At 67.8% G+C, this 17,013-nt stretch carries 17 protein-coding genes; 5 read left to right on the top strand and 12 right to left on the bottom strand.

The window, feature by feature from the left end; genetic code table 11:
- Nucleotides 1-12: 12 nt before the first annotated feature.
- From NI1_RS03385 to yajC, 5 genes are all read right to left on the bottom strand, one after another.
- Complete coding sequence (locus NI1_RS03385; RefSeq protein ID WP_067813891.1) at nt 13-1,719, bottom strand: ABC transporter substrate-binding protein; 1,707 nt, start codon at nt 1,717-1,719, stop codon at nt 13-15.
- Complete coding sequence (locus NI1_RS03380; RefSeq protein WP_157534930.1) at nt 1,713-2,114, bottom strand: hypothetical protein; 402 nt, start codon at nt 2,112-2,114, stop codon at nt 1,713-1,715. Before NI1_RS03380 ends, NI1_RS03385 begins: the two co-directional genes overlap by 7 nt.
- A 65-nt stretch (nt 2,115-2,179) precedes the next feature.
- Nucleotides 2,180-3,382 (bottom strand): protein translocase subunit SecF, encoded by a 1,203-nt coding sequence (gene secF / locus NI1_RS03375; protein WP_067815225.1) that lies wholly within the window; start codon nt 3,380-3,382, stop codon nt 2,180-2,182.
- Between the two features lie 5 nt (nt 3,383-3,387).
- Nucleotides 3,388-5,073, bottom strand: coding sequence for a protein translocase subunit SecD (gene secD / locus NI1_RS03370; protein WP_067813887.1), 1,686 nt, complete (start codon nt 5,071-5,073; stop codon nt 3,388-3,390).
- A 96-nt stretch (nt 5,074-5,169) separates the two neighbouring features.
- Nucleotides 5,170-5,526 carry a preprotein translocase subunit YajC gene (yajC, locus tag NI1_RS03365; RefSeq protein WP_067813885.1) on the bottom strand — a complete coding sequence of 119 codons (357 nt, stop codon included), beginning with the start codon at nt 5,524-5,526 and terminating at the stop codon, nt 5,170-5,172.
- A 147-nt stretch (nt 5,527-5,673) separates the two neighbouring features.
- On the opposite strand from yajC, the gene NI1_RS03360 reads away from it, so the two are divergent.
- Together NI1_RS03360 and NI1_RS03355 are read left to right on the top strand one after the other, a co-directional pair.
- On the top strand, nt 5,674-6,588 hold the full coding sequence (locus NI1_RS03360; protein WP_067813883.1) for a helix-turn-helix domain-containing protein: 915 nt from the start codon (nt 5,674-5,676) through the stop codon (nt 6,586-6,588).
- Nucleotide 6,589: 1 nt separating this feature from the next.
- On the top strand, nt 6,590-7,120 hold the full coding sequence (locus NI1_RS03355; RefSeq protein ID WP_067813881.1) for a dihydrofolate reductase family protein: 531 nt from the start codon (nt 6,590-6,592) through the stop codon (nt 7,118-7,120).
- Between the two features lie 55 nt (nt 7,121-7,175).
- On the opposite strand, the gene NI1_RS03350 is transcribed toward NI1_RS03355, so the two are convergent.
- Nucleotides 7,176-8,669 (bottom strand): flavin-containing monooxygenase, encoded by a 1,494-nt coding sequence (locus tag NI1_RS03350; protein WP_067813879.1) that lies wholly within the window; start codon nt 8,667-8,669, stop codon nt 7,176-7,178.
- Between the two features lie 35 nt (nt 8,670-8,704).
- On the opposite strand from NI1_RS03350, the gene NI1_RS03345 reads away from it, so the two are divergent.
- Both NI1_RS03345 and NI1_RS39785 read left to right on the top strand, forming a co-directional pair.
- Entirely contained in the window at nt 8,705-9,370 is a 666-nt protein-coding gene (locus NI1_RS03345) for a TetR/AcrR family transcriptional regulator (RefSeq protein WP_067813877.1), read from the top strand.
- A gap of 68 nt (nt 9,371-9,438) precedes the next feature.
- Nucleotides 9,439-10,002 carry a DivIVA domain-containing protein gene (locus tag NI1_RS39785; RefSeq protein WP_084522505.1) on the top strand — a complete coding sequence of 188 codons (564 nt, stop codon included), beginning with the start codon at nt 9,439-9,441 and terminating at the stop codon, nt 10,000-10,002.
- Here NI1_RS39785 and NI1_RS39780 read toward each other — a convergent pair.
- The 6 genes from NI1_RS39780 to NI1_RS03310 form a co-directional block, all read right to left on the bottom strand.
- Nucleotides 9,999-10,928, bottom strand: coding sequence for a MerR family transcriptional regulator (locus tag NI1_RS39780; RefSeq protein ID WP_067813873.1), 930 nt, complete (start codon nt 10,926-10,928; stop codon nt 9,999-10,001). The two genes, NI1_RS39785 and NI1_RS39780, sit on opposite strands and share 4 nt — an antisense overlap.
- 137 nt (nt 10,929-11,065) lie before the next feature.
- Nucleotides 11,066-12,199, bottom strand: coding sequence for an ABC transporter substrate-binding protein (locus NI1_RS03330; protein WP_157534929.1), 1,134 nt, complete (start codon nt 12,197-12,199; stop codon nt 11,066-11,068).
- A 44-nt stretch (nt 12,200-12,243) separates the two neighbouring features.
- Nucleotides 12,244-13,158, bottom strand: a complete 915-nt coding sequence (locus NI1_RS03325; protein WP_218026668.1) for an ABC transporter permease — start codon at nt 13,156-13,158, stop codon at nt 12,244-12,246.
- Nucleotides 13,155-13,997 (bottom strand): ABC transporter ATP-binding protein, encoded by an 843-nt coding sequence (locus NI1_RS03320; protein WP_084522504.1) that lies wholly within the window; start codon nt 13,995-13,997, stop codon nt 13,155-13,157. The genes NI1_RS03325 and NI1_RS03320 overlap by 4 nt, the downstream gene beginning before the upstream one ends.
- Nucleotides 13,998-14,067: 70 nt before the next feature.
- On the bottom strand, nt 14,068-15,267 hold the full coding sequence (locus NI1_RS03315; protein ID WP_084522503.1) for an amidohydrolase: 1,200 nt from the start codon (nt 15,265-15,267) through the stop codon (nt 14,068-14,070).
- A 59-nt stretch (nt 15,268-15,326) separates the two neighbouring features.
- A complete protein-coding gene (locus NI1_RS03310) occupies nt 15,327-16,070 on the bottom strand; it encodes a sulfite exporter TauE/SafE family protein (RefSeq protein ID WP_067813869.1) in 744 nt (247 codons plus the stop codon).
- 255 nt (nt 16,071-16,325) lie between these two features.
- On the opposite strand from NI1_RS03310, the gene NI1_RS03305 reads away from it, so the two are divergent.
- Nucleotides 16,326-16,949, top strand: a complete 624-nt coding sequence (locus tag NI1_RS03305; RefSeq protein ID WP_067813867.1) for a GntR family transcriptional regulator — start codon at nt 16,326-16,328, stop codon at nt 16,947-16,949.
- Nucleotides 16,950-17,013 lie beyond the last annotated feature (64 nt).

Genomic DNA, 17,013 nt, shown 5'->3' with positions numbered 1-17,013 from the left:
CACCGCGGTCCTTTACCGCTCCAGTACCCAGCGATCCATATTCCAGCCCGCACCCGCCCGGGTGGGGCTGGTGACGCCGTTCTTCAAACCGTCACCGAACGCGATGGTGCGCGGTTCGGCGAACAGCGGGACGGACGGCATCTCGCTCCACAGCAGGTTCTCCTGCTCGGTCAGCAGATTCAGCGTCGTGCCCGAGTCCTGCTCGGCCGCAAGCTGATCAGCGATGGCATCGTAGCGGCCATTACCGAAGCGACCGAAATTCAGACCCTGCCCGGTGCGCAGTGCGGCGGTCGCCTCGTTACCGGTCAGCGAACCCGACGGACCCGGCATGGACGCGGTGGCGGCCAGCACGGCGTCCACTTTGCCCTCGGTGAGCTGCGACGCCGTGAAATCGGGCGCGCCCGCGTCGACCACGGTGATGCCGGCGGCCTTGCAGGATTCGGTGATCATCGCCACGGTCTGCGCCCGGCGTTCATCGGGCTGCACATAGCCGATGCGCACGGTCTGGCCCTTGAGCCCGGCGGACTGCGCGGCCTGGCTCGCCGCGCCCGCGTCGCCCTTGTAGCGGTCGGCGGCGCCGGTGGAGGCCGGGTAGTAGATCGAATCCTGCTGCTGGGTGCGCGAGTTCATCGGTCCCGAGCCGAGGCCGGACTTGACCGTGTAGCCGGGATGGCCGAGCTTGTCGAAGAGCGCCTGCCGCGGCACACACGAGGCGAAGGCACGGCGGGCCTCGACGGAACCGAAGACTCCGCCGGTGGCCAGCACCAGCTGTTCGGTGCCGCGCGCGGGCTGGTTCTCCTTGGAGAACCCGCCCAGACCGATATCGCCGAAGGATCCCGCGCCGATGTCGACCACGCCCACCGATTTGGATCCGATCTTGGATTTCAGGTCGAAGTTCTTGGGCCACACCACGATTCGCGGAGTCTTGGCGGCATTGCCCCACCAGCGCTCGTTCTTCACCAGCACCAGGCCGTCCTTGTCGGAGAACGACTCGATGCGATACGGACCCGAGGAGGGCAGCACCGTCAGATCCAGTTTGCCGGGGGTCAGCTTCCAGCCGTTGTTCCAGAACTCGGCGATCTTCTCCACCGTGGCCTGATCGCCGGATTGTAAGGGCGCCACCACATTCGGCACCTTCACCGCGGTCGCGATGACATGCGCGGGCATCAGTTCGGCGGCGGTGAACAGCGTCTTCCAATTGGTGTACTTGCGGCCCGGCCGGAACACCACGGTGGCGTCCTTTGAGCCGGGCTGGCAGTCCACCCGCTCGATATCGCTGTACCCGGAGGTGCCGGCGGCATCGAACATGGGCACCGGCCCACCCGGACCCGCCTTGGTGAAACGGCCGCTGCGCGCGGCCCAGGTCAGCACCATGTCGTCGCAGGCGGTGGGCGCGCCGTCGGAGTACACCCCGTCCGGGTTCATCCGGTACTGGATGGTCTGCGCCTCGCCCGGCACTTCCTTGGCGGTCCCGGTATCGGTGTCGGCGATCGGCTGACCATCGGGCCCGGTGTAGAAGAACCCGGTCAGCACCCGCGAGAATACCGCCGCCGCACCGCCGTTGGCGCCGAGCGTGCTGCCGCCGTTGTAGCTGGCGACCACCGCGTCCACGCCGTAGCCGATGGAGGGCACCTGGTTCTTGCCCGCGCACGAGGTCAGCGCCCCGGCCGCGAGCACACCGGCGAGCAGCGCGGTCACGCCGCGCCGCGCCGTCACCATCCCATCGCCCCGCGGCCCGCGGTCACCACACCGCCGCGCCGCAAGGTGAATCCGCCGTCCCAGGATCGTCGTCTGCCCGGCCGGGTGGCCGCTTCGCGGGTGCCGACCTCGCGGCCGGGACCGCGCCCGCCGCGCCCGTGCGCGGCTTCGGCCCGTGCCTCGGCGGTTTCCCGCAGTTCGGCGTCGTACTCGTCGATGACCGCGTCCATCCGGTCGATCATCGAATCGAGCCGCTCGCGCGCCGATTCGGTACGGCCGGCGGAATCCGCCTGTGGCGCGGTGGTTTCCGCGCCGGCGTCCCGTTCCGGCTCAGGGGTGGGCGGCTCGCCGCCGGTCCCGATCCGGCGATCCGCCGAATCGTCCGGTGCGGCAGTGTCTTCCGTTTCTAGGCGCACTTCGATGTCCCTGCTGTCCGGCGCATCCACTGTTCGGTTCATTGGCGAGCCCCCTGCTTACCTTTTCAGTGCCTTCTCTTGGTTCGTTTCCCGCTCGGCCGCGCGCCGGGGCGCGGAGCCTCACCGGTGCGTGCCCGTCCGGGCGCCGCGGCCGCCAGCTGACGTCCGGCCGCACCCGCGCGCTGGGCCGCCGCCGCACCGACGCGGGCATTACCGGCGTTGGCGCGCTTGGCCAGCACCTTGCGGGTGTGCGCGGCCACCGGTCCCCAGCGTTCCTTGATCGACACCAGCAGCGGCGTGGCGAAGAAGATCGAGGAGTAGGTGCCGACCAGCAGACCCACCAGCTGCACCAGCGCCAGGTCCTTGAGGGTGCCGACGCCCAGCATCCAGACCGCGATGACCAGCAGGCCGATCACCGGCAGCATGCCGATGAGCGAGGTGTTGATCGAGCGCATGAAGGTCTGGTTCAACGCCAGGTTGGCCTGCTCGGCGTAGGTGCGCCGGGTGACGTGCAGGATGCCGTGGGTGTTCTCCTCGACCTTGTCGAACACGATGACCGAGTCGTAGAGCGAGAAGCCCAGAATGGTCAGCATGCCGATCACGGTCGCGGGGGTGACCTCGAAGCCGACCAGCGAATACACGCCGGCGGTGACCGCGAGGTCGAAGCCGAGCGCCGCCAGCGCGGCCAGCGCCATATCGCGTTCGTAGCGAATGGTGATGTAGAGCGCGACCACGACCAGGAACGCCAGCAGCGCCCAGAGCGCCTTCTCGGTGATCTGGCTGCCCCAGGTCTCGCTCACATCGGAGAAGCTGATCGCCGCGGCGGACGGGTTGCCGTTCTTGTCCTTCGGGTGGAAGGCCTCGAACAGCGCCGACTGCAACTTGGCGACCTGCGCCTGGTCCAGGGCCTCGGAGCGGATCAGGATGGTCGAATTACCGCCCACGCCAACGGTTTGCACCGACACCGGGTCGACGCCCAGGGCCGAGTGGTAGACCTGCTCGGTCTTGGAGGTGCTGGCGCCCTCGGCGGGGAACTGGATCCGCGAGCCGCCCTCGAAGTCGATGCCGAAGGTGAACCCGCGCACGATCATGCTGACGATGGCGATCGCCACGATCACACCGGTGATGGCGTACCACCGCTTGCGGTTGCCGATCACGTCCAGCGCGCCGGTACCGGTGTAGAGCCGGTAGAAGAAGCTGTGCTTGGGCAGGTTCCGCTCGGCCTCGAGCGAAAGCTCCTGCGGCTCTTCGTCGATACGTTCGGTCATCTCGTTCACGCCTTCCCCGCCATGGCTCCGGCCGCGGCCTTGCGTTCGCGCGCCAGCTGCTGGATCGCGCCCAGGCCGTTGACGGACGGCTTCTGCCAGAAGTTCGTCCGCGAGGCCAGCAGCACCAGCGGATAGGTCACCAGGAACACCACCACCACGTCGAGAATGGTGGTCAAGCCGAGGGTGAAGGCGAAGCCCTTCACCTGGCCGACCGCCAGCGCGTACAGGATCGCGGCGGCGATGAAGCTGACCGCGTTACCCGACAGGATCGTCTTGCGCGCGCGAGTCCAGCCGCGCGGCACCGCGGATCGGAAGCTGCGGCCCTCGCGCATCTCGTCCTTGATGCGTTCGAAGAACACCACGAACGAGTCGGCGGTGGTACCGATACCGATGATCAGACCCGCGATACCGGCCAGGTCGAGGGTGAAGTTCACCCAGCGACCCAGCAGCACCATCAAGCCATATACCGCAATACCCGATGCGACCAGGGAGAAACCGGTGATCAGGCCCAGCATGCGGTAGTAGAGCAGGCAGTACAGCAGCACGATGACCAGTGCCACCGCACCCGCGATCAGGCCCGCCTTCAGCGAGGACAGGCCCAGGGTCGCCGAGACCGTCTCGGCTTCGGAGGTGGTGAACGACAGCGGCAGCGCGCCGTACTTCAGGGTGTTGGCCAGTTCGGTGGCCGAGCTCTTGTTGAACGAGCCGGAGATCTCGGTGCTGCCGCCGTACTGTCCGCCGGACTGCACCTGCGGGGCGCTGAAGACCTGCGAGTCGAGCACGAAGGCCAGCTGCTTCTGGAGGTATTCGGTGGTCAGCTTGCCCCAGGTGTCGGCGCCGCCGGATTTGAACGACACATTGACCACCCAGCGCGACCCCTTCTGGTCGAAGCTGGCCGAGGCGTCCTTGATCTCCTGGCCGTCGAGCCGGCTCTTGTCGAGCAGGTAGACGGTGGTGTGATCCTGCGAGCAGGTCACCAGCGGCAGGTTCGGGTCGTCGTTGCCCGCGAGCGGATCGACCTTGGCGCAGTCCATGGTGAGCATGGCGGTCTGCTGGATGGTCTGATCGCTGCTCTGCCGCAGCGCCTTCGCCGCGGCGATCTCCTTCTGCGCCTGCTGTTCCGGGGTGTCCGCGCTCGGGGTCGGCGACGGATTCTGCGCCGGGAACACGCGGTTCTGTGCGGCCGGGGCCTCACTGGTCGGCGCGGCGGGCGCGGTCGTGGTCGGCTCGGCACTGTCGGTCGGCACCGCCGGGGTCGTGGTCGGCGCGACGCCGCCCGGCTGCTGCGGCTGCTGCCCGCCCTGCTTCTGCGCCGGGATGGTCTGCAATACCGGGCGCACGAAGAGCTTGGCGGTGGTGGCCAGCGTGCGGGCCTGCCCGCCGTCGTCACCCGGCACGGTGATCACCAGATTGTCGCCGTCGATGGCGACCTCGGAGCCGGAGACACCGAGCCCGTTGACGCGCTGCTCGATGATGTCCTGGGCCTTGCGCAGGCTGTCCTGGCTGGGCTTGCCGCCGTCGGGCGTGCGCGGCGTCAGCGTGACGCGGGTGCCGCCCTGTAGGTCGATGCCGAGTTTCGGGGTCGCCGATCGATCGCCGGTGAAGAACACCAGCGCGTAGATCGCGGCCACCAGCACGGCGAATACACCGAGCAGGCGCAACGGGTGCGCCGATCCCTGGGAAGGTGGCACTGTTTCGTATCTCCTAGGCGGAATGTGGTTGCAGCGGGCACACACCAACGCGCCGCCGGTCACCGGATCGCGGTGGCCCGACGGCGCGGGAAGGTGTCAGTCCTTGGTGAGCTTCGGGGCGTCTTCGACGGTCTCGGTGACCGTGTCGGCCGGGGCCGCGTCGACGGCTTCGTCCGTCGCATCCTCGATCTCGGTGGTCTCGTCGTTGCGGATCTCGAGGATCGCGCGACGCTCCCAGGTGGTGACGACGTCTTCGGCGATCTCCAGATCGACGGTGGAGTCGTCCAGCTCGGTGATGGTGCCGAGCATGCCCGAAGTGGTGACGACCCGGTCGCCGACCTTCAGGTTGTCGCGCATCTCGGTCACCTTCGCCATCTCCCGCTTCTGTCGGCGAACGCCGAGGAACATCGGGATGAGCAGAGCAACCAGCAGCAGCGGCAGCAGAAGGTCCATCGTCGAAGTCAACCCCTAATCAGTGGTCGGTCAGGTCGTATCCCTGACAGTCTGCCAGCTGAAGCTGAGATCCGGCGCGTCGAGGTATGCAGAGCAAGTTCGGTCAAGCGTGGCGGCGTCCGCGCAGGCCAGAATTGTCCGGTGCGCATGGGACGAGATCGGCTCCGGGAGCTGCTGGACGCGGTACTGGCGGAGGACAATTCGACGCTCGGCGAAATGGCGTCCGACGCCTACGCCTCGCCCTTTCACTTCTCGCGGCAATTCAGCCGCGGGACCGGGGAATCACCGGTCGCGCTGAAACGGCGGGTGCTGCTGGAGCGGGCGGCGTGGGAATTGAGTCGCGGCGAGAGCGTCACCGAGGTGGCGTTCGCGGCGGGCTACGAGTCGGTCGAGGGGTTCAGCCGGGCCTATTCGCGGGCTTACGGGCATCCGCCCAGCAATACCGGCAGCGAACCGGCGTCGCGCTGGCTGGCGTCGGCCAATGGCATTCACTTTCATCCGCCGATGTCGCTGTGGGTGGAGAGCGCACCGAAAGGACGGGCGGAGATGGATCCGACGGCGGTCATGCTGCATCACGATCTCGCGGATGCGCGGGAGCTGCTGGAGCTGGCGGGCGAGCTGAGCCCGGAGGCGTATCGGCGGGTGCGCTCGCCGGGGACGGCGGTGCTGCCGTGGGACGGGGAGGACGGGTCGATCGCGAGTGTGCTGTCGAACCTGATCTGGGCCAAGGAGATCTGGCTGGCCGCGATCGACGGGACCGATACGCCCGAGCGCGGCGGGGACGAGGCGGGTGAGCTGGCGGCGCGGCTGGAAGTGCTGGCGCCGCGCTGGCTGGCGACCGTGCGCGAGATCGATCGGCGTGGCGGCTGGAACGACACGCTCATCGACGCGCTGTGCGAACCGCCGGAGAGTTTCGTGCTGGGCAGCGTGATCGCGCACGTGCTGACCTATGCGGCACATCGGCGGTTGCTGGCGCGGCAGTGGCTGAACAGTGAATTACCGGACAGGACAAAGGAACTCGGCCACGGCGATCCGATCGCCTGGCTACGGAAGAGAGGCTGAGATGACCCGCACCACCTATTACACCGCCAGCAGTCTGGACGGCTTCATCGCCGATGAGAAGCATTCCCTGGACTGGCTGCTCACCCGGGACGCGGACGGCGACGGGCCGATGGGATACAACCCGTTCATCGCCGGGATCGGGGCGATCGTGATGGGCTCCAACACCTATCAGTGGCTGCTGGACCACGATCCCGAGGCGTGGCCGTACGAGATGCCCGCCTGGGTGGTGACGCATCGGGAGTTCCCGGCGCGGCCGGGCAAGGATATCCGGTTCACCAGCACGCCCATTCCCGAACTGCACGCGGAAATGGCGGCCGCCGCCGGGGACAAGAACCTCTGGGTGGTCGGCGGTGGAGATCTCGCCGGGCAATTCGCCGATCACGGACTGCTCGACGAGATCATCATCTCCTATGCGCCCGTCACGCTGGGCGCGGGCGCACCGGTACTCCCCCGGCGGCTCGAGCTGAAACCGCTCGAGCTCGCCATGAACGGTGAATTGGCCTGTGCGCGTTACGCGGTCGCGCGCGCCTGACCTCTCGCGCATGATCCTGGGCCGGGCTTACCAGCCCGGCCCAGGATCTTGCTTTTCAGGCCGACTTGGCGCCGTACTCGTAATCGTCCAGCGGGAAGTTCGCGGCTTCCCGGTGGGCGTTGACGGTGCTGGTCGGCCGCAGCAGGGCTGCTTCACCGTGCTGGTTGAAGTAGTAGCTGCGGGCCGTCGAGCACTGGCCGCCGTAGAAGACGGACGAATCGAGCTTTCCGGTGACGCGGTCGAGGAATTCGGTATTGGCCTTTTCGCTGACCTCGAAAACCTTTTCACCGCGACGGAACATCTCGCCGAAGAGCCGGCCCATATGCTTCATCTGGGCTTCGATGGTGGTGAAGTAGGACAGGCCGCTGTAGGAGTACGGGCTGTTGAGGCACACGAAGTTCGGGAACTTCGGCACGGTGATGCCCTCGTATGCCTGGAAGCGGTTGTCGCGCCAGAACTTTCCGAGATTGCGCCCCTCACGGCCGATGATCTCGATGGCCGGGAAGTTCACATCCCACAGGTTGAAGCCAGTCGCCAGGATCAGCGTATCGATCTCGGTCTTGTGCCCGTCGGCGGTGACGATGCCGTCCGCCTCGATGTGATCGATGGAGTTGGTCTCCAAGCGCACATGCGGCTGGTTGAAAGTCTTGAAATAGGTATTGGAGAAGGTGGGCCGCTTGCACCCGAAGTCGTAGTCCGGGGTGAGCTGCTTGCGGGTTTCCTTGTCCTTCACTTGATTCCGCAGATGCGCCTTGGCGAGGATCGCGGCCGCCTTGTTGAGCGGCTTGGCCTGCTTGAAGTGCAGCACCCCGACCACCATCAGGGCCTCCAGCATGGCGGTGTTGGCCAGGCGAGCGGCCTTCTGCGTCACCGGAACTCGCTCGAAGAGCTTCTGCACCGACGGCGGGATGGGCGCGTCGACCTTGGGCACCACCCAGATCGGGGTGCGCTGGAAAACGGTGAGCGCCTGCGCCTGCTTGGCCACCTCGGGGATCAGCTGCACGGCGGTCGCGCCGGTGCCGATGATCGCCGCCTTGCGCCCGGTGAGATCGAAATCGTCCTCCCACGCGGTGGTGTGGATGATCTTGCCCGCGAAGGTGTCGATACCCGGGAACGGCGGGGTGTAGGGCTGGGACAGGAACCCGGTGGCCGCCATCAGGTAACGCGCCGTGAGGGATTCACCGCCCTCGATCGCCACCACCCACAGCTGCTGCTCCTCGTCCCAGCGCGCGCCGCCCACCGTGGTGTCGAAGCGCATGCGCCGGCGCAGGTCGTACTTGTCGGCCACGTGCTCGGCGTACTTCTTGAGCTCCGCGCCCGGCGCGAACAGGCGCGTCCAATGCGGGTTGGGCTCGAAAGAATAGGAATAGGTGACCGAGGCGATGTCCACGGCCAGGCCCGGGTAGTGGTTCACGTGCCAGGTGCCGCCGAGATCGTTCTCGCGCTCCAGGATCACGAAATTGCTCAGGCCGAGCCGATCCAGCTCGATGCCCGCTCCCATACCGCCGAAACCGGCCCCGACCACGATGGCGTCGAACTGAGGTGCCACGCCGAACCTCCTGCAAATGATTCATCTGTCACGGAATGACATCTCATTCCGTTTGTGAACACCGTATCATCGCACCTGTGACGAAGCCATCCTCGAGAATCGAACGCCGTAAGGCCGAGCTCCGCCAGGAGATCATCGATACCGCGTTCGCCTGTTTCGCCGAGAAGGGCTATCACGCCACCGGCATCGCCGATATCGCCGGTGAGCTGGGGATCGGGCACGGGACCTTCTATCGGTACTTCACCAACAAGCGCGACATCATCGACCATGTGATCGACGATCTGGCCGCACGGATCATCGAGGCGCTGGGGACCGAGAACGCGCCGGACGCGGCGGAGTCGTTGCAGGAGTACCGGGAGCAGCTGAACCGTATCGGCGATGCGCTCAACCGCATCTTCCTCGAGGACCGGCGGGTGGCGCAGCTGCTGTTCTTCCAGGCCACCGGTATCGACGCCGAGCTCACTGCGCGGTTGTACGGGCTGCTCGACACCGCGGACGCGCTCACCGCCGGATATCTCGAACACGGCGTCGAGCACGGATACCTGCGCGAGGATCTGGACGCCACCTACACCGCGAAGGCGGTGACCGGGATGCTGCTGGCCGCCATCTTGCATGGGTTGCGAGACCCCAGCCCCGAGGCGATCGCGGGGCTCACGCAGGCCATTCGCCGCCTGCTGATCGACGGTGTTCGCAAGGATTGATGCGAAACGGTCGTATCCGCAAGGGGCGGTAGCGATTCGGACATGCAGCCAGTGGCACACTGACCGGCGTGACCCCCGAAGACGTTCGCCGCAAGAGGTTCGGCACCGCGCCGATCGGGCGCCACTCCTATAACTCGGTGCAGGTCAACGCGTTCTGCGCGCGGATCGCCGACACCCTCACCGGCCGCGATCACCTCACCGCGGCCGAAATTCGCCTGGTCGAGTTCGATGCTCCCCCGCGCGGGCAGATGGGCTACGACAGCGAACAGGTGGATGACTTCCTCGATCAGGTCTGCGTGGATCTGGAGTTCCTGCGCGGCGGTCGTTCCCGCCTGCCGATCGGGCGCGAATCGGATCCGCTCACCCCGGACGATGTTCTGCGCCTCCAGTTCTCCGCGCCCCCGTTCGGGCTACGCGGCTATATCGCCGAAGAGGTGGGCGCTTTCCTGGTCCGCCTCGCGGCCACCCTCGCCCACCACGGCCCCAACGGCCTCACCGCCGCAGACGTCCGCGAGACCACCTTCCATCTGGCCGCCCCCGGCCTGCCCGCCTACCACCCCGACGAGGTCGACGCCTTCCTCGACCTCGTCGCCCGGCAGCTCGAGCATTCCCGGGACGGCCATTTCGCCTAACCGTGGCGCAGCGCGGCCGCGAACCAGCGGAACGCGGGCCCGAGCTCCGGCATGGGCGGCCAGCCGTTGATGGTGGCCACCAGTCGCCAATACCGTTCCACCCGTGGATCATCGGCGACCTCGAGCCGCTCCAGAATCCACGCTCGCAACCCGGCGTCATCGGCCCGGCCGAAGGTCTCGGCATACAGCGCGGTCAATTCGCCGACGATCGCCGCCGCCTGCGCCGAATCCGGCGCAACCCCTTCGGTCAGCGCCCGGCCGGTCGCGTCCCGCACCGCCTCGGTCAGCTCGTGATGCAACCCGGTGTCATCGCCGGCCGCCCGCTCCTTGGCCTGATACTCCGCCATCCGCCGTACCGCCGCCCGGAAGTCGCCGTCCCCCACCAACTCCGACAATTCCAGCCAGGCCTCCACCTGCTCCGGCGCGGGATCCTCCGGCAACTCCGGCATGGTGGACCGGATCAACTCCAGCACCGCCGGATTCCCCGCCACCCGCCCGAACGTGTCCTCCACGAAATCCACGATGAGCCGCTGCCGCTCCGCATCGCTCATCCGAACCAGCTTGTGCATGTAATCCATCTCCTCAGGGTCGGAACCCCGCCGCGCAACCGCCCGCAACACCGCCCGCCGCAGTCTCAGCACCCGAACCTGCACCTCCAGCGCATCGGCATGAGCGGCAGCGACCTCCCCCAAGGTCCGCTCCCGCCCCAAAACCTGACGCACCGTGGCCAGATCCACGTCCAATTCCCGCAACGTCCGCACCAGCTCGAGCCGAGCCAGCGCCTCCGTGTCGTAAAGCCGATACCCACCGGGGCTGTACGTGGTCGCCGGCACGATCCCCTTATCCGCATAGAACCGAATCGTCTTGACCGTCAACCCGGTCCGCTCGGCCAATGCCCCGATAGTGAAGAGCGCGTCGTCGTCCATACCCCTACCCTCATCCCTCCCCTTGGTGGAGACGCAAGCCCGTAACATCGAATGGCGCCGGATCCGTCCGTACCGGAATACCAGAATCCCGGTCTACCTGCTGATAGACCGGGATGCCGAGAGCTGCGGGCCGAGGGTCAGCCTTGGGGTCCGAGGCGCTTTGCGGGGTCGATGAATTCGTTGGTGATCAGGTCGGCGGCGGTGAGGCCGTCAGGCACCTGCTGACCCTTGGCGCGGAGGATGGGGGTGACGGCGGCGATCACGCGGTCCACGCGGGCGGGGTCGAAGTTGCCGAGGGTGGAGTCGGGGCCGTTGCCGATGATCTTTTCGGCCAGCTGGACTCGGACGGAGTCGGCGTTGCCGGCGGCGGTGATGGGCGGGCCGTCGGGGATGGTCTGGGAGATTTTGAGAAGGGCCTGGTTGGTGGGGTCGGGGTTGGTGGCGTAGTCGATTTCGGCTTGCTGGAGCAGGGGGACGAGTTTCTTCAGGCAGGGGGTGAGGGAGGGAAGGTCACCGGTGCGGACGGACCAGGCGTGCGGGTAGATCTCGTAGCCGGATTGGTGGACCAGCAGGTGGGCGGTGGGTTTCTGCCAGCCTTTGACGTCGTGTTCCCAGCGGTAGGGTTCGTTGGAGACGTAGCCCTGCTGCATGACGCGGCCGTGTTCGGCGACGAAGCGGGCGGGGGTGCCGTCGTAGGAGGCGTCGGCCTGGTCCTTCTTCACGTAGCCGTTGGCTACCAGATAGTCCATGTAGACCTTGCCCTCGGAGTAGAGGATCGGGGCCCCGCTGGCCGGGATGTCCTGCCAGGACTTGATATTCGGGTAGGTGGCCGGATCCCACATGACGATCTGGGGGTTGATGTCGAGGGAGGCGAAGACGCCGGTGAGCGGGAACTTCGCTTTGGCGCGTACCTGCTCGTCGGTGGGAACCATTCCCAGGGTGATGGAGGTGTCCTGATACATCTGGGCGGGGACAGGCTGACCACCGAGGAACGGACCGCCAAGGCGCACTTCGACATTCACGCCGGTGTCGCCGAGCGGGCCGGTGTAGGCGCCCTTCTTGACGTCCACGGTGCCGTTGGGGCCGACCAGCTGGTAGGCGGCGGCGCGCTCGGGGGTGGCGTACCAGTCGGTCTGGATGACGACGGTAGCGGGGCAGACGCCCGCGAGCGCGCCGTTTCCGGTCGGTGCGGGGGTGGTGGACCCACCACCGCAGGCGGTGAGCAGGGTGCTGCCGGCCAGGGCGACGGCGGCGAGGACGCGTTTCTTCACGGGCATTCCTAGTTTTCTTGCGAGGGGTGAAACCGGTGGTGCGGTCAGGCGCGTTTGCCGTGGGCGCGGTCGACGCGGGCGGCGAGGAAATCGAAGAGCCAGAACAGGATCAGGCCGACCAGCGAGGAGAGCAGCAGGGCGGTGAGCAGCTCCTCGGTGGCCAGGCGCTGGCGGTAGACGTCGATCATGCGGCCGATGCCGGGCTCGCCCTGACGGAAGAAGAAGTCGGCGACGATGGAGCCGATCACCGCCATCCCGCCGGAGATCTTGAACCCGGAGATCATGGCCGGCAGTGCCGCGGGGAGCTGGAGTTTCAGCAGCCGCTGCCACCGGTTCGCCTTGTGCAGCGTGAACAGGTCGTGCTCGGCGGGCTGCACCGATTTCAGGCCGAACAGGGTATTGGTGATGATCGGGAACAGCGACACCATGACGCAGACGATGACCCGGCTGCCGAATTCGTAGCCGAACCAGAAGCCGAAGAGCGGCACCACCGCCAGCACCGGGATGGTTTGCAGCACAACGGCATACGGGTAGAGCGAGTATTCGGCCCAGCGCGCCTGGCTCATGATCACCGCGAAGGCGACGCCCAGCGCCATGGCGATGGCCAGGCCGGTGAGCGCGATCTGCACGGTGGAGCCGAGCGCGGTCAGGATCTCGGCGCGGGTGGCGGCGTCGAGGAGGCCCTTGGACAGCACCGATTCCGGTGGGGGCAGCAGGAATCGCGATTCGGCGGGGATGACGACATGGCTGGCGACCGTCCAGGCGATCATGACGAACACGAAGACCGCGATGGGCGCGAACACCCGGACGGGGCTGATCGCGAAGGGCCAGTGCGGGATTCGCCGCGGCCGCCGGGGCGCTGCCGAGCCGCCGCCCGCCGCCGATGGGACCCTCTCAGCCCGAGCGGCTTCGGGGGTTCCCGTCCGATCCGATACCGCTGCCATGTCCACGGTGGTCATGCCGCCCGCCCTTCCGTCATCGGCATTCCTTGCTCGGCCGCGTGCAACGCCGCCGACACCCGCGCCGCGATCTCCCCGAACTCGGGCGTGTAGCGCAGCTCGGGCGTGCGCGGAAACTCCAGCGGCACCGCGATATCCGCCGCTACCCGCCCCGGCCGCCCGGTCAGCACCACCACCCGGGTGGACATGAACACCGCCTCGGCCACCGAATGGGTGACGAACACCCCGGTGAACCCGGACCGGTGATACAACCCGCCCACCTCTTCGTTCAACCGCTGCCGGGTGATCTCGTCGAGCGCCCCGAAGGGTTCGTCGAACAGGAACAGTTCGGGCGACCCGGTGAGGGCGCGGGCGATGGAGGCGCGCATCCGCATCCCGCCGGAAAGCTGTGCGGGCTTGTGGTTCTCGAATCCGGTCAAGCCCACCCGCGCCAGCGCCGCCTGGGCGTCCGCGCGCCGGGTGGCCTTGTCCACGCCCGCCAGTTCGGCGGGCAGCTCCACATTGCGGAGCACGCTGCGCCACGGCAGCAGCGTCGCCTCCTGGAAGACGTAGCCGATCTTGCCGGTGGCGGCCCGCACCGTGCCCGCGGTGGGTTCCTCGAAGCCGGCGGCCAGCCGCAGCAGCGTCGATTTACCGCAGCCGGAGGGCCCGACCAGGGAGACGAATTCCCCTGCGCCGATGGCGATATCGATGCTGTCGAGGGCGTGGGTGCCGTTCTCGAAGGTCAGCGACAGCTGCTGAAAGGCCAGGGCCGGACCGTCGTATACATTGCCGTCGGCGGCGTCCGTATCTTCGGTCCGGCCCTGGCCGGTGTGGCGGTCTGAAGCGGTGGTGCTCATACCTCACAGTTCTATCGGCGGATCGTTGCCGTTCGCGGTCCGCACGATTACACCCCTGTTTCGTATACGATCAAGCGGCAGTGAGGGATCCGTCGCGGGCCACGATCCGCCCGCGCTTCATCACCAGCGTGCGCACGGGCACCGAGACCACGGCCGCGGCGGGGGTTTCCGCGTGCACGGTGAACAGATCCGCCGCCGATCCCACACCGAGCCCGTACGCGTCGAGCCCGAGAACCTTTGCCCCGCCGTGGGTTCCGGCGGCGAGCGCGAGTTCGATCTCCGGGTCGGCGACCAGGCGGTCCCGGAAGGCGACGGTCATGACCCGGCGCAGCATGTCGCCGTCACCGTAGGGCGTCCACAGATCCCGGATGCCGTCATTGCCCAGCGCCAGCGTCGCCCCCGCCTCGTGCATGGTGCGCACGGGTACGACGGGGGCGCCGCCGACCGCGCAGGTGACCATCGAAACACCGGCCTCGGCAAGGTCTTCCGCGATCCGCCGCTGCTCGGTCTCGGCGAGCTCACCCATGGCGTAGGCGTGGCTGATGGTGACCCGGCCGGCCAGCCCGGTGGCCCGGGTGCGTTCGATGATCAGGTCGTATTGCCAGGCCCCGAGCGCACCGCGGTCGTGCAGGTGGATGTCGATACCCGCCCCGTACTTCTCGGCGAGACCGAAGAGCAGGTCCAGCTGGCCGGTCGGATCGTTGTCGTAGCCCGCCGGATCCAGGCCGCCGATCACCTCGACGCCGTCGGCGAGCGCGGCTTCCAGGAGTTTCCCGGTGCCCGGCCGGTTCATCAACCCGCCCTGCGGGAACGCGACCAATTGCACGTCCACGCGATCGCGATGCCGTTCGGCCGCGGCCCGCACCGCCGCCACGCCGCGCAGCCCCACCTCGGGATCGATATCGATATGACTGCGCACATGCGCGGTGCCACCGGCGACCATGGCCGCCAGCAGGTTCGACGCGTAGTCGGCGCTGGGCAGTCCGAGCTCGTCCCGCCGCCCTTCACCATTGGCGATCCGCCCCGCGAGGGTGCGCCCGCCGGTGTTCGGCACCCACGGTCCGCCGTACATGGTCTTGTCCAGGTGGCAGTGGGTGTCGACCAGGCCCGGAAGCACCAGCGCGCCACCCAGATCGATGGTTTCGGCAGCGGTGCCGGCGAGGTGCGGTCCGACCGCGGCGATCCGCCCGTCCCGGATCAGGATGTCGGCGGTCGTCACCGGCTGACCGGGTGTCCAGGGCCGGCCGCCACGCAACAGAAGATCGTTCACAAGTTTGCCTTTCGCGGAGAATCGGTGAATTCGTATGACCCGAGGGCATCCCGGGTGAGCTAGGTCAGCAACATGGCGGTACCGGCTCCGACGCCGAAGACGATCACCACCGCCCGGAACGCGCCGGGCCGCAGCCGATCCGACACTTTGGCCCCGGCGACCCCGCCGAGCAGGCAGGCGGGGGCGAGTACCAGCACGGCCGCCCACTGCACCGGCCCGAACAGTGCCACCGCGATCATGGCGGTCGTCGAAACCGTCAGGGTGAGCACGCTTTTCAACCCGTTGAGCAGGTTGACCGAGGCGTCCAGGCCGAGCGCCAGCGCGGTGAGCAGCACGATTCCCATGCCGCCGTTGAAGTACGCGCCGTACATCGCGCCCAGGAACACCCCGAGGAACAGCAGGGTCCGCGAATCGCCGCGGCGGGCGGCCAGCCGTTTCGACAGCACCGGTTGCGCGGCGAACAGGGCGGTCGCCGACAGGATGAGGTAGGGCACGAGCGCGGCGAACACCTCGGTCGGTGCGGCCAGCAGGGCGATGACGCCGCCGGCGGCCCCCGCCACCCCGGTGATCACCAGGCGCGGTACCAGCGCCCGATGTTCGTCGAGCCGTTTCCGCAGCGCCGCCGCGCCGCCGAGGTAGCCCGGCCAGACCGAGACCGAATTGGTGACCGTCGCGGTGACCGGCGGCAAACCGGCGGCCAGCAGTGCGGGAAACGAGAGCAGGCTGCCACCACCGGCGATGGCATTGCAGACGCCCGCCCCGAAACCGGCGACGAGCAAGAGCAGAAGATGCGCGGGATCCATGAAATCCTTCCGGACTGAATTGGGCGCATCGTATACAAACGGCCGCGACCGGGCGACCCGAACGCATTGCCGGTGGTCAGCCGGGCGCGCGACGGAGCACGCAGCCGCCCAACGACTTCCGGCCGGCACGGGTGTGATCGCGCGCACCCGCCGGTCGATTTGCGGTGGTAGCACCGGCGGCCCCACGATGGATCGTATGCAACCCCTCCCCGCTCCGATCCCGGCGAGACCGCGGTGAGCGGCACTATCCGGCGCATGACCCCGCAGCAGCTGTGCCGCGCCATTCGCGACGACATCATCCGGGGTGAGTTCACGCCGGGTCAGCGCCTGACCGAGGAGGCGCTGGCCGAGAGTTACGGCGTCTCCAGGGTTCCGGTGCGTGAGGCGCTGCGCACCCTGGAGGCAGAGGGTTTCGCCTCGTCACGCCCGTATGCCGGGGTGTTCGTGGCGGAGCTGACCGAGGACGAGGCGGCCGATCTGCTGGAGATCCGGGCCCGGCTGGAACCGTTGTGCGCCTCCCGCGCGGCCGTGCGCCGCACCCCCGAACAGCTGGGGCGGCTCAAGGAATTGACCGCGCTCGGCCAGGACGCGGTGCGCTCGGGGCGGCTCGACGAATTGACCCGGCTCAACAGCCGTTTCCACGAGGTACTGGCCGAAGCCTCGGGCAGTACCCTGCTCGCGCAGCTCATCACCCAGTTGAGCTGGAAGATCGCCTGGGTGTACGCGGTGGAGCTGCCGCGCCGGGCCGGTGACTCGTGGCACGAGCACGAGGAGATCTGCGCCGCATTGGAGGCCGGGGATCCGGATCGGGCGGCGGCGGTGGTCGCCGAGCACATCGCGCATGCCGCCTCCGCCTATCGCCGCCGGGACCGCTCGTAACATCGGCGCAGCAATTCCCTTGCCGCAGCGAAACACTCACGTCGTATACAAACGGTGTCGGTGA

It is taken from the genome of Nocardia inohanensis NBRC 100128, from assembly GCF_001612945.1.
GTDB lineage: Bacteria > Actinomycetota > Actinomycetes > Mycobacteriales > Mycobacteriaceae > Nocardia > Nocardia inohanensis.
The sequence above is the reverse complement of the archived record's forward strand: the minus strand, read 5'-3'. Positions and strand labels throughout refer to the sequence as shown.